Source organism: Acinetobacter sp. YH12205 (genome assembly GCF_013418125.1).
GTDB lineage: Bacteria > Pseudomonadota > Gammaproteobacteria > Pseudomonadales > Moraxellaceae > Acinetobacter > Acinetobacter towneri.
Genome location: NZ_VPCQ01000006.1, coordinates 128,673 through 141,936, shown reverse-complemented (window position 1 = coordinate 141,936; position 13,264 = coordinate 128,673). Strand labels below are relative to the sequence as shown.

The following is a 13,264-nucleotide window of genomic DNA, read 5'->3' as shown; positions in this document are numbered from 1 at the left end:
GACAAGATGATAGAAGTGGTAGATGGGCAACGTCAGCTCAAGGGTTGTAAACGAATCGTTGTTAAAATCGGATCATCTTTACTCACAGCCAATGGGCAAGGTTTAGATTTGGATGCAATCTCGCATTGGGCGGGACAAATTGCAGATCTACACAATGCTGGACACGAAATTATTTTGGTGTCATCGGGAGCTGTGGCTGAAGGTATGGTGCGAATGAAACTTGAGCATCGACCCACTGATCTACCCAGTCTTCAGGCATGCGCTGCCATTGGTCAAATGGGTCTGATTCAGACTTGGTCAAGTGTGCTGGAAAAACACCAGATTCAAACTGCACAAGTCCTATTAACCCATGATGATTTGGCAGATCGTCGTCGTTATTTAAATTCCTGTGATGCATTGCAAAACCTGATTGAATGGCGCGTGATTCCTGTCATCAATGAAAATGACACAGTCTCTACTGATGAAATTCGCTTTGGTGATAATGACACTTTGGCTGCGATGGTAGCAGGGCAGGTACATGCAGATTTGTTGATTATTTTGACCGATCAACAAGGTATGTTTGACTCCGATCCACGTTCTAATCCAAATGCAAAACTGTTCCATACTGTACGTGCTTTAGATGAAAGTCTGTTTGATATGGCAGGTGGTGGCGGCAAGTTCGGGCGCGGCGGCATGCTGACCAAAGTCCGTGCAGCGCGTTTAGCGGCTAAATCGGGTTGTCCAACTTTAATTGCCAGTGGTGAAAGTGACAATGTGCTTGCGCGTTTAATGGCGGGCGAAATGTTGGGTACACTGTTCATTACTGACAATGACCGTATTGCAGCGCATCAACAGTGGTTGGCGGCACATTTACAAACGGCAGGACGTTTGGTGATTGATGATGGCGCAGTCAAAGCCATTAAAGAAAATCATCGCAGTTTATTGCCTGTGGGTGTAAAAGCGGTAGAAGGGCATTTTGAACGTGGCGATGTGGTGGAGTGTGTAGATACACAAGGTCATCGTGTCGCTGTGGGACGTGTTAATTTTAGTTCACGTTCTGCAGATTTGGTCAAAGGCTTGGCTTCTGACAAAGTGCATCAGGTGTTAGGCGAGGCACGTTCGTTGGAGATGATCCATCGCAATCACATAGCGATTTATTGATGATGCTGTAAGTTATCATTCAATTGAAGTTATTAAAAAACCCGCTTGGAATATCTAAGCGGGTTTTTTATTACTTAAACAACGCATGTCATGCTTCAAGTTTATTTAAACTGAATCGTTCCATTTGCATTGACTGTAATTTTAGATTCACCTGCTGCCATATCTTGATCAGCTACAGCCGTTTCTGCGACAGCAAATTTAGCCATACTCGCGCGCATAACAGGTTGCGGAAAATAAGAATTGGTGTTTAGGTTCAAATTAACCAAGTTATAGCCCGATTTATTCCAAGCCTGACTTAACATTTGCGCACGTTGTTGAAAGTTTTTAGACGCTTCGACCATCAACTCGTTTTCAACTTTTTTGCGTTGTGCATCCGACACGCTAAAATTAATTGATTGGGTCTGAAAGTTTTGTTGTAGCTCACTCACCAACTGGCTTGCGGCTTTAAAATCGGTGCTTTGCACACGTACTTCTGCACGACCACGCCATTCTTTTAACTTACGACTGTCATTGTCGTAAATTGGATAGGTGGTTTGTGAGCCCGTTTCAACTTTCACTTGTGGATACTTACGTGCAGTTGCAATGGCTTGGCTCATTAACTGGTTAATTTGTGATGCAAGTTCAGCAGGCTGTTTGTGACTTTTTTCAATATATAACACAGCGTGCATTTGATCATTTGAAACTTCGCGTGTAGCTTCGGCTTGAACATTGACGATATTGTAATTTAAAGATTCATTTTGTTGGGCAAAAGCAGTGCTTGCAGCACCAACAGCCAACAGGGTAGCAGCGAGAGAAAGTAAGCGCATATTTTGACCTATTATTCAGGGGATCAGGATTTATGAAAAGCGTTTGAATTGATTTAAATAGTAACTTTGCTTTGTGAGGATTTTTAGTTGAATTTGTGGTGGCTTTGTAAAATATGCGTTAAAAATTGCAGCAAAAAAGCATTTATAAAATTCAATAAAAATAATGATCTATACTATTTTGAAAATAAATGCTGCATGACTTGAGAGATTGTGCAAAAAAACGTATAAAGGAAGTGGAAAGAGTTAAATTTTCTTTCCTTTGTCACAATGTAAGATGATAATTCAATCGAATCATCTGCAAGATATGTTTTTTCGATGAAATTAGGCAATATTTGGGTTAAACCTGTTTATTTTCTAGAAAAATTAGGTATTATCCCGCTTCCTAGTCTTGAAGAACAAAACTCTATCTCGCTAGATCAAAAAAGCACCGAGTCAAAGGACCGCAAGTCACCAGACTTATTTCTTTCAACCCATATCAGAGATGGTAATTCGATATGAGCGTTACTTCTGTAAACCCTGCCAACCATTCCACAAACGAATACTACTTGACTCGCCAAAGTCAGATGGAATCGAATGTGCGTAGTTATCCTCGTAAATTACCGTTAGCGATAGCGAAAGCACTGGGTTGTTGGGTTACCGATGTTGAAGGTACTGAGTACCTAGATTGTTTGGCTGGGGCAGGAACCTTGGCATTGGGCCATAACCATCCTGCGGTGGTTCAAAGCATCCAAGACACTTTAGCGAGTGGTTTGCCATTACATACCCTAGATTTAACGACACCTTTGAAAGATGCTTTTACTGAAGCGTTACTTTCACACATGCCTGGTGGTCAAGAAGAATACTGCTTGCAGTTCTGTGGTCCTACAGGTGCAGATGGCACAGAAGCGGCAATCAAACTTGCAAAAACCTATACAGGTCGTAGCTCAGTCATCAGCTTCTCAGGTGGCTATCATGGTATGACTCATGGTTCATTGGCGATGACAGGTAACTTGTCTGCAAAAAACGCAGTCAATGGTTTAATGCCTGGTGTTCAATTTATGCCATATCCGCATGAATACCGCTGCCCACTTGGTATTGGCGGTGAATCGGGTGTAGATGCTTTAACGTATTATTTTGAAAACTTCATTGAAGATGTAGAAAGCGGTGTAACTAAGCCTGCAGCTGTGATTCTTGAAGCAATTCAAGGTGAAGGCGGTGTAGTGACTGCACCAATTAAATGGTTGAAAAAAATCCGCGAAGTGACTGAAAAGCACAACATCGTTTTAATTTTAGACGAAGTTCAAGCGGGCTTTGCACGTTCAGGCAAAATGTTTGCATTTGAACATGCAGGTATTGAGCCAGACGTGATTGTAATGTCTAAAGCTGTTGGTGGTGGTTTGCCATTGGCTGTACTTGCAATTAAACGTAAGTTTGACGCATGGCAGCCTGCAGGTCACACGGGTACTTTCCGTGGTAACCAATTGGCAATGGGTACTGGTCTTGTGGTGCTTAAAACCATTAAAGAACAAAACCTTGCACAAAATGCGCAAGAGCGTGGTGAGTTCTTACAAGCTGAATTGAAAAAATTAGCTGTTGAATTCCCATGTATTGGTAACGTGCGTGGTCGCGGTTTAATGATTGGTATCGAAATTGTAGATGAACGCCAAGAAAAAGACCGTTTAGGTGCTTATCCAGCAGACTCTCAATTGGCTGCTGCTGTTCAAGCTGCATGTTTTGACAACAAATTGTTGCTTGAGAAAGGTGGTCGTGGTGGTACGGTAATCCGTTTACTTTGTCCACTCATCATTACTCAAGAAGAGTGTGTAGAAGTCATCGCTCGCTTCAAGAAAGCAGTTGCTGAAGCGTTAGTCGCAGTTCGAGGCGCATAAGTTTATGGTAGATTTTGCAGAACATCGTAAAGCGTTACTCTGCAATGATGCTCAATCCATTGCTGACTACAGTGCAGCAATGGAACAAGCGACTCAAGCAGTCGCGGCATGGTTGCAAAATGACAAAATGTACACAGGCGGCAGCATTAAAGAATTGCGTGAAGCGATTTCTTTCCAGCCTGCAAAACAAGGTTTGGGTGTACAAAAGTCATTGGAACGCATGGTTGAGCTTTTCTTAAACAAAAGTTTAAAAGTTCATCATCCACATTCTTTGGCACATTTGCATTGTCCAACTATGGTGGCAAGCCAAATTGCAGAAGTTCTCATTAACGCAACCAACCAATCTATGGACTCTTGGGATCAAAGCCCTGCAGGTTCATTGATGGAAGTACAACTAATTGACTGGTTACGTCAAAAAGTTGGCTATGGTGCAGGTCAAGCGGGCGTGTTCACTTCAGGTGGTACGCAGTCTAACTTGATGGGTGTGTTATTGGCGCGTGATGCGTGTATTGCAAAGAACTGGAAAGATGAAAACGGTAATCCGTGGTCTGTTCAGCGCGATGGTATTCCAAGCGATGCAATGCGTAATGTGAAAGTCATTTGTTCTGAAAATGCACACTTCTCTGTGCAAAAGAACATGGCGATGATGGGTATGGGCTTCCAATCGGTTGTTACTGTACCTGTTAATGAAAATGCACAAATGGACGTGGTTGCACTTGAGCAAACCATGGCGCATTTAAAAGCTGAAGGTAAGATTGTTGCATGTGTGGTTGCAACTGCGGGTACAACCGATGCGGGCGCGATTGATCCACTTAAAAAGATTCGTGACATCACCAATCAATATGGCGCGTGGATGCACATTGACGCAGCTTGGGGTGGTGCATTAATTCTTTCTAACAGTCATCGTGACATGCTTGATGGTATTGAGTTGTCTGATTCTGTGACACTGGATTTCCATAAGCATTATTTCCAAACTATTTCGTGCGGTGCGTTCTTACTGAAAGATGAAGCGAACTATCGTTTCATGCACTATGAAGCAGAATATTTGAACTCTGCTTATGATGAAGAACATGGCGTACCAAACTTGGTGTCTAAGTCATTGCAAACAACGCGTCGTTTTGATGCGTTGAAACTTTGGATGACGATTGAAGCATTAGGTGAAGAGCTTTACGGTTCTATGATTGATCATGGTGTGAAGCTAACCCGTGACGTTGCTGATTATATTAAAGCGACTGCAGGTTTAGAATTGTTGGTTGAACCACAATTTGCTTCAGTGTTGTTCCGTGTTGTGCCTGAAGGTTATCCTGCAGAGTTCTTGGATAGCTTGAACCAAAACGTGGCAGATGAATTATTTGCACGTGGTGAGGCCAATATTGGTGTAACTAAAGTCGGTAATGTTCAATCATTGAAGATGACGACTTTAAGTCCAGTGGCAACACTTGAAAACGTGAAAAACTTGTTAGGCCTAGTATTGGCAGAAGCAGATCGCATTAAAGATGCGATTGTCGCGGGTACTTATACGCCACCAATCGACTAATGCTTTCATTATTCAGATTGTTATGAAATACAACAAAAGAAGTCACTACGGTGGCTTTTTTTGTGTCTGATTAAAAATATTGCAGTGAAGTGTTGTACCGTTCTTGCTTGAATTTTGTGATGGATTGGGTGTTTTGGGCTCAAATAATGCACTGCGGATGTCATAAAAATTACGCAATTGGCGAATAAACCATCAATTTTGGTAGAAAAAACCATAAATAATGATGACATTGGCATGAATTATTACAATTTGAAATTTAAATACTGAAAAAAATAAGCACTCTAGTGTTTTATTAGTTATTGATTTTAAATCATTTAAAAATTATTTCAGATACGAAAAGCAAATATAACCAAAGCGTAACAAAGCTGTAACATGGTTGTCATATTATAAAACCACAATGCAGTTATCGAAATAAGTACAAAACTTAATAACAAGTGACGTACTCCGAACTTGCATACTATGAGAGAGAACAGAATGCGCTTTACTAACATCGCCATTGCTTTAGCCGTATCTGCAGCAGCTGTAACAACTGCTAACGCAGCTCGTGACACCATCCAAATCGCGGGTTCTTCAACCGTTCTACCATACGCAAGTATTGTAGCAGAAGAATTTGGTAATACTTTCCCACAATTCAAAACTCCAGTTGTTGGTTCAGGCGGTTCTTCAGGTGGTTTGAAGCAGTTCTGTACAGGTGTGGGTGATAACACAATCGACATCGCGAACTCATCTCGTAAAATTAAAGATTCAGAATTAGCTGCTTGTAAAAAAGCAGGCGTAAACCAAGTTTTAGAAATTAAAATTGGTTACGACGGTATCGTATTTGCTTCTAACGCAAACAAAGCGGCTTACAAATTAAAGCCTTACCATGTATATGCAGCAATTGCAGCTCAATTACCATCTAAAGGTAAAATGGTTGCTAACCCATATACACGTTGGAACCAAATTGACAAAACACTTCCAAACGAGCCTATTACACTTGTAATTCCAGCGTCTAACCACGGTACACGTGAAGTGTTCCAAGAGAAAATGGTTGATGCAGGCTGTGAAGCTTATGCTGCAATCAAAGCATTAGACAAAGATGCGCAAAAGAAAGCGTGTACTACTTTCCGTAAGGATGGTCGTGTAATCGAAATCGCGGGTGACTACACAGAAACACTGGCACGTTTGAAAACTTCTCCAAGCGCAGTAGGTGTATTCGGCTTAGGTTTCTATGACCAAAACCGTGACCGTTTACGTGTTGCAACTGTAAACAACGTAGCGCCATCTGAAAACACAATTTTAAATGGTTCTTACCCTGTATCACGTCCATTGTTCTTCTACGTGAAAGGTGAGCACCTTAAATCAATCAAAGGTTTACCGCAATTTACTGAATACTTCTTGAGCAAGAAAGTATCTGGTAAAGGTTCTAAATTAGACAAAGCAGGTTTGATCTCTATGTCTGACAAAGAGCGTGCACAAGTTCTTGCTAACTTCAAAGCTGGTAAAGCGGTTAAGTAATTTGAGTTAAAGCAGCTGATGGCAGGGAACAACCTGCCATCGGCTTTTTGCTAAGAAATGTTTTTTCAAAAACACAAATTGAAAAAACAGTGGAGAATACATGAATCTGCTACTCATAGGTGTGTTATTGGCGATTATCGCCGTAGCCTATCAAATCGGGTTAAGCAAGAGCCGTAACCTAGCAGGTAAGGGAAATAACTCTGCAATGTTACATTCACGCCCAGGATATTATGGCGCGTTGGTAGCATTATGGTGTGGTATTCCTGCTTTTTTAATTTTGATTGTTTGGAACTTGGTTGAACCAAGTATTCTAGAGCAAGTGGTAATTAATAATGTGCCAGCGCACATTGCTGCAAGCCTAGACCCTGCAAGTACAAGTGTTTTGGTTGATCGCGTACAAGCCATTGCATCTGGTTTTGGTGTAAGTGATATACCTGCTGCATACGAAGTTGCAGCGGCAGAGCAATTAGCGAAAATTGAAACCATTGGTTCTTATGCCAAACTTGCGGTGGTGATCTGTGCGGCCTTATTTGGTTTGCTGTGGGCAAAGAAACGTGTTTCACAACAATTCCGCGCACGTAACCAAGTTGAAAAAATCATCAACATTTCTTTGGCATTATGTTCTGCTGTTGCGATTCTAACTACGGTTGGTATTGTGATGTCCATGTTCAGTGAAGCGATGCGATTCTTTAGTTTCGTTAGCCCACTGGATTTCTTCTTTGGTACAGTCTGGAACCCTGGTTTTAGCACCTCGGGTAGTGCAGATGGCAGTTATGGTTTACTTCCATTACTGTGGGGTACATTGATGGTGAGTGGTATTGCTTTATTAGTTGCAGTACCTATTGGTTTAATGATCGCCATTTACCTTGCAGAATATGCATCGCCTAAATTCCGTGCTTGGGCAAAACCAACCATTGAAGTTTTAGCGGGTATTCCAACGATTGTATATGGTGTATTTGCCATGATGATCATTGGTCCGTTCCTTAAAACAGCGGGTGCAATCATTGGACTAGATATTAATGCCACGAGTGCATTAACCGCTGGTTTAGTGATGGGTATTATGATCATTCCTTTTGTATCTTCATTGTCTGATGACATTATTACGCAAGTGCCGCGTGCGCTACGTGATGGTTCTTTAGGCTTAGGTGCAACCAAATCTGAAACCATTCGTCGCGTGGTGATGCCAGCTGCATTACCAGGGGTGATTGGTGCATTCTTACTTGCTGCATCACGTGCAATTGGTGAAACCATGATTGTGGTGTTGGCTGCAGGTAATAGTCCTTTACTACACGCAAACCCATTAGAAGCGGTATCTACGGTTACGATTACGATTGTGAACCAATTAACAGGTGATACAGATTTCGCAAGTCCGCAGGCATTGGTTGCTTTCGCACTTGGTTTGACCCTGTTCGTGATTACCTTAGGTTTGAACATTGTTGCACTATACATTGTGCGTAAATATCGTGAGCAATACGACTAATGAGTACTTCAAATACATCGTCTTTGGATCAGTTAGATCCACAAGCTGCTGCCGAATTACGTGAACAACGTAAAAAAACCATCGCCAGTTCATTGGGTAAGCGTCATCGTAAGGAAAAAACCTTCCGTTTGATGGGGTTCTCGGCAGTTATTGCAGGTTTATTCTTTGTCGTATTGTTATTCGGCAGTATCTTATCTAAAGGTTTGCCTGCGTTCTGGCAAAGCAGCATGAGCCTTCCAATTTACTTCGATCCAGCGATTGTCAATGCAGGTCCAAAACCTAAGGCGATTGCAGGCGAGTCACCAGCACAATACGAAGACCGTATGATTGCGTGGCAAACCGAAATGGGTATGGTCGATTGGGATGCTTTAATCGTGAATGGTATTGTGGCGAAAGACAAAGCGCTTGAAGCTAAGCGTGATGATCTTGGTTACTTATATACCAGTTCTGAAGCATACCGTATTCGTGACATGGTCTTGGCTGATCCTTCTTTAATTGGTCAAACCAAAGAAGTGAAAGTGCTTGCAGATGCGAACGTTGATGTATGGTTAGAAGGCAAGATTGACCGCAGCTTACCAGATGAGCAGCAACAATTAAGCCCTGAAGTACGTCAATTGGCAGATCAGCTCGAATCACAAGGTATTATTAAAAGTACTTTCAATACCAATATTTTTGTTAGCCCAGACTCACGTAGTTCTCCAGCGACTTCTGGTTTGGCAGGTGCATTCATGGGTTCATTATTCATGATGCTGATTGTGATCTTTATTTCGATTCCAATTGGTGTTGCATCAGCAATTTACTTAGAAGAATTTGCGCCAAAAAATGCGATTACTGATATTATTGAAGTGAACATCAATAACTTGGCCGCTGTACCTTCTATTGTATTTGGTTTGTTGGGTGCTGCGATCTTTATTGGTTGGATGCATTTACCATTGTCTGCACCATTGGTCGGTGGTTTGGTACTGAGTTTAATGACTTTACCAACCGTGATTATTACCACGCGTGCATCATTAAAAGCAGTGCCACCGTCTATTCGTCAAGCTGCTTTAGGTTTGGGTGCTTCTCGTTTACAAACTGTGTTCCACCACGTACTCCCACTTGCATTGCCGGGTATTTTAACGGGTGCAATTATTGGTGTCGCACAAGCTTTAGGTGAAACCGCACCATTGTTATTAATTGGTATGAGTGCTTTCGTTGCCAGTGTACCAGCAACTCCACTTGATCAATCTACTGCGTTACCTGTGCAAATTTTCTTATGGCAGGGTAATGAATTGCGTAACTTCTTCGAGGGACGTACCGCTGCAGCCATTATCGTACTACTTGCGCTAATGATTGGCTTAAACAGCCTTGCAATTTGGTTACGTAAGAAGTTTGAAGTACGCTGGTAATTGAGGGCAGAGAATATGAATGCTGTAGCAAGCACAGAAAAACAGAATTCCTTAGAACAGGATAAGCAAGTGAATCCACAACAAAGCCAATTTACATCTACCGATGTAGAACAGAAGCAATCATCGACTTCGTTTGTTTCACAATTTGATACGCAAACTTCAAGCAAAAAAGAAGCGAAATCTTCAAATGTAAAGTTAAGCACCAATGACGTGCATGTGTATTATGGTGAGTCTGAAGCCATCAAAGGTATTGATTTAAATATCTATGAAAATGAAGTGATTGCATTTATTGGTCCATCGGGTTGTGGTAAATCGACTTTCTTGCGTACTTTAAACCGTATGAACGACACGATTGATAGCTGTCGTGTGACAGGTAAAGTAATGTTGGATAACCAAGATATTTACGATCCGAACTTAGACGTGGTGTTATTGCGTGCACAAGTGGGCATGGTGTTCCAGAAACCAAACCCATTCCCAAAATCAATTTTTGAAAACGTAGCCTATGGCCCTAAACTGCATGGTTTAGCACGTGATAAGTACGATTTAGAAGAAATTGTAGAAAACAGCTTGCGTAAAGCAGGTTTGTGGGATGAAGTGAAAGATCGTTTGAATCAACCAGGCACAGGTCTTTCTGGTGGTCAGCAACAACGTCTTTGTATTGCGCGTACCATTGCGGTAAGTCCAGAAGTAATTTTGATGGATGAACCATGTTCGGCACTTGACCCAATTGCAACGGCAAAAGTAGAAGAGCTAATTTCTGAACTTTCTACTCAATATACGATTGCGATTGTAACGCACTCAATGCAACAGGCAGCGCGTGTATCTGACCGTACCGCATACTTCCATTTAGGTGATTTGATTGAAGTGAATGCAACTGAAAAAGTATTTACTCAGCCAGACCATCAATTAACAGAAGCATATATTACAGGTCGTTTTGGTTAATCTGCTTAAGTCCTGAAAGCTATTAAAACAGAATCTTAGGATTCTGTTTTTTTGTTATAGTATTGATTGTTTTGTACGCGCAGCGAAAATAAAAAATGCAGTTTCCTTCACAAGAAGAACGACAACAGGCAAAACCAGCACGCCAAGCCACGAAAAAAAATAATCGATGCCTTGTTTGGATTTCAACATAGTGCAGAGACGATAGCAGCACTTTTGGTTTTGCTGAGTATTTTATTGGCAACGTTTTTTAACCATGATGGGTGGTTTCCAACTTCTCAAAGCCCCAATATGAGCAATTATCATCGTTGGTTGTATGATCAATTTGTGATAGTTTCAGGTGTGATAGTGCTTGTTGTTTATTTTAGGGTACAGCAGCAAGCAAGTGATCCCCATTTTCGGCAGGCTTGGCGAGACTATATTGATGCCAATGCTAAATTTAAGTTTTATCGCTATGTAAAAGCACAACAAAAAAATAAGTTACCGTTCTTGCACAGTGCAGTAGGTGAATTTCTTTGCGTAATGTGTTTCTGCGTAGGTTTAGTGTGTTTCTATTCAATGCTTACACCTTCAGATCATGAGCGTAGAGGTAGTTTTCTACTGTTTGGTTGGTGGCCGATCAACGCACTTATTATTGGGATTTGCTATCAGGGGCAAATTTGGTTTGCTGTACGTTTAATGGCTGTTCGGCAGATTTCTAAACGATATTTACGATTGATTCAAAAAGAAGCTGCTTTAAGATAGAAAAAGTATTGAAAAAGTCGAAATTGACCTAATGTAGTCCTAATAAACCGAATTAAATTGAGAACTCATTTTTATGTTATTTCATTTACCTAAACTACCTGCCGAAATTCGGATTAGTCATTTGAATGCGCGAATTAATGAACAACGAAAAAAAATTGCGCAAACCACGGCATCTAAACTCGAGCTATTACAACTTTCACAACAAATGGCACGTGAAGCGCGCGCCCGTAAAAAGAACAATCAAAAAATTTATGTGTTGGATTTTAAAGGTGATACTGCTGCGTCTGCTGTAGAGCAATTGCGTGAAGAAATCACCCTAATTTTGGCAACGGCCAAAGCTGGACGTGACCGTGTTGTGGTACGTTTGGAAAGTCCAGGCGGTATGGTGCATGGTTATGGGCTTGCAGCTGCACAATTGGTACGTTTGCGTGATGCAGGTTTCCATCTCACGATTTGCGTCGATAAAGTCGCAGCAAGTGGTGGCTATATGATGGCATGTATTGGTTCAGAAATTGTGTCAGCGCCATTTGCGATTTTGGGTTCTATTGGCGTAGTGGCACAAGTGCCTAACTTTAATCGCTTGCTCAAAGAAAAAAATATAGATTTTGAGATGTACACAGCAGGTCAATACAAACGCACTGTGACCATGTTTGGTGAAAATACCGAAGAAGGCAAGGCTAAGTTTGAAGAAGAATTGCAACAAACTCATGTACTATTTAAACACTTTGTCGAAAAATACCGTCCACAACTGAATGTTGAAAAAGTGGCAACAGGTGAGCATTGGTATGGTCAGGATGCACTGGATTTAAACTTGGTAGATAAGTTACAAACCTCAGATGAATACTTACTAAGTTTGTTGCCACAGCATGATATTTATGTGATTCAAACCCGTAAAAAGCCAACTTTGGGTGAAAAACTGGGTTTGCAAGCTGCACAAATGGCAGACAGTTTGATTCCTGCAGTGATGAATAAACTGGTTGATAGCCTAAGCAAAGCCAACAGCAGTTTGTTGCAAATCCGTGATCCTAAACTGTAATAGTGATGATCTAACTTCTAAAATTTATCTAAAAATTGCGCTCAATTGAGCGCAATTTTTTTATTCACTTTTATTCAAAAATATAGAGTCTTTGATTTAAGCATCTTAATTTTCAATTCAGCTTGATGTTATATCTTTGTGATAAGAACAAAACCACCTTGATAGATTGAATATGCAAACAAATAGTGTGCCCGCGAAGCAATCAACATCTACAGATTTAATGATTCGCTTTTTGCATGTGGTGATGCTGCTAAGTTTTACAGGGGCTTACTTAACAGGTGATGCGGAAGAATGGCATCAGTTACATATGGCTTTTGGCTATACGTTGGGGATTAGTTTAGCTTTACGAATCGTATGGCAGGTGTTGAGTATGTTGAACAGCACACAGCCGACAGGAATTTCTAAACGTTTAGGCATGATTCAACAATTTGTAAAACGCGATTGGAAACAGCCACAGCAGTTTTTTTCATTACCGTTTTTAAAGTCAGGCAGTTCCAGTGCGTTTCAATTCAGTATTTTGTTGATTTGGTTGGCATTGCCTTTAACTGTGTTGGTTGGATTTTTCACCGATTATACCCAAAGTCATACTTTAAAAGAGCTACATGAATTTGCAGCAAATTTATTCTTAGCTGCGGTATTGGTGCATTTAGCGAGCTTAACTTTAAGCAGCGTATTGTTTAAAAAATGGCTTGCCAAAACCATGTTTTGGGGGTCGGGTAAACCTGCAGTATTAACGGTGTTGATCTGGATGATTTCAGTCGCAAGTTTAGCTGGCTTCTGGTGGTGGTATTGGCAATAAATTTGGATTTAGTACGAAAGAGGCATCCTG

General features: G+C 41.1%; 11 protein-coding genes. 10 read left to right on the top strand and 1 reads right to left on the bottom strand.

The genetic code is table 11. The features are described 5' to 3' along the window. Positions 1 to 6: 6 nt before the first annotated feature. Positions 7 to 1,140, top strand: coding sequence for a glutamate 5-kinase (gene proB / locus FTU92_RS09990; RefSeq protein ID WP_004971685.1), 1,134 nt, complete (start codon positions 7 to 9; stop codon positions 1,138 to 1,140). A 101-nt stretch (positions 1,141 to 1,241) separates the two neighbouring features. Here the strand turns inward: proB and FTU92_RS09985 are convergent, their stop codons facing one another. Beyond that, entirely contained in the window at positions 1,242 to 1,946 is a 705-nt protein-coding gene (locus FTU92_RS09985; protein ID WP_096901090.1) for an SIMPL domain-containing protein, read from the bottom strand. Positions 1,947 to 2,440: 494 nt separating this feature from the next. Here FTU92_RS09985 and FTU92_RS09980 point away from each other — a divergent pair, with 494 nt between their 5' ends. The 9 genes from FTU92_RS09980 to FTU92_RS09940 all read left to right on the top strand — a co-directional run bounded on the left by FTU92_RS09980 (position 2,441) and on the right by FTU92_RS09940 (position 13,234). After that, positions 2,441 to 3,814 (top strand): diaminobutyrate--2-oxoglutarate transaminase, encoded by a 1,374-nt coding sequence (locus FTU92_RS09980; protein ID WP_180096177.1) that lies wholly within the window; start codon positions 2,441 to 2,443, stop codon positions 3,812 to 3,814. Between the two features lie 4 nt (positions 3,815 to 3,818). Further along, positions 3,819 to 5,351: an aspartate aminotransferase family protein gene (locus FTU92_RS09975; protein WP_179989311.1), complete on the top strand. Its 1,533-nt coding sequence runs from the start codon at positions 3,819 to 3,821 to the stop codon at positions 5,349 to 5,351. A gap of 474 nt (positions 5,352 to 5,825) precedes the next feature. Continuing rightward, positions 5,826 to 6,848 (top strand): substrate-binding domain-containing protein, encoded by a 1,023-nt coding sequence (locus tag FTU92_RS09970; protein ID WP_096901088.1) that lies wholly within the window; start codon positions 5,826 to 5,828, stop codon positions 6,846 to 6,848. A 100-nt stretch (positions 6,849 to 6,948) separates the two neighbouring features. Beyond that, positions 6,949 to 8,328 carry a phosphate ABC transporter permease subunit PstC gene (gene pstC / locus FTU92_RS09965; RefSeq protein ID WP_180096175.1) on the top strand — a complete coding sequence of 460 codons (1,380 nt, stop codon included), beginning with the start codon at positions 6,949 to 6,951 and terminating at the stop codon, positions 8,326 to 8,328. Then, positions 8,328 to 9,716 carry a phosphate ABC transporter permease PstA gene (gene pstA, locus FTU92_RS09960; RefSeq protein ID WP_180043314.1) on the top strand — a complete coding sequence of 463 codons (1,389 nt, stop codon included), beginning with the start codon at positions 8,328 to 8,330 and terminating at the stop codon, positions 9,714 to 9,716. Before pstC ends, pstA begins: the two co-directional genes overlap by 1 nt. Before the next feature lie 15 nt (positions 9,717 to 9,731). Then, positions 9,732 to 10,658, top strand: coding sequence for a phosphate ABC transporter ATP-binding protein PstB (gene pstB / locus FTU92_RS09955; RefSeq protein WP_004971671.1), 927 nt, complete (start codon positions 9,732 to 9,734; stop codon positions 10,656 to 10,658). A gap of 171 nt (positions 10,659 to 10,829) precedes the next feature. After that, the gene (locus tag FTU92_RS09950) at positions 10,830 to 11,399 is read left to right on the top strand and encodes a hypothetical protein (RefSeq protein WP_257218807.1); all 570 of its coding nucleotides are present in this window, start codon (positions 10,830 to 10,832) and stop codon (positions 11,397 to 11,399) included. Positions 11,400 to 11,472: 73 nt separating this feature from the next. Beyond that, positions 11,473 to 12,435, top strand: coding sequence for a protease SohB (gene sohB, locus FTU92_RS09945; RefSeq protein WP_004971667.1), 963 nt, complete (start codon positions 11,473 to 11,475; stop codon positions 12,433 to 12,435). Positions 12,436 to 12,607: 172 nt separating this feature from the next. Continuing rightward, positions 12,608 to 13,234 (top strand): cytochrome b/b6 domain-containing protein, encoded by a 627-nt coding sequence (locus FTU92_RS09940; protein WP_004971665.1) that lies wholly within the window; start codon positions 12,608 to 12,610, stop codon positions 13,232 to 13,234. Positions 13,235 to 13,264: the final 30 nt, after the last annotated feature.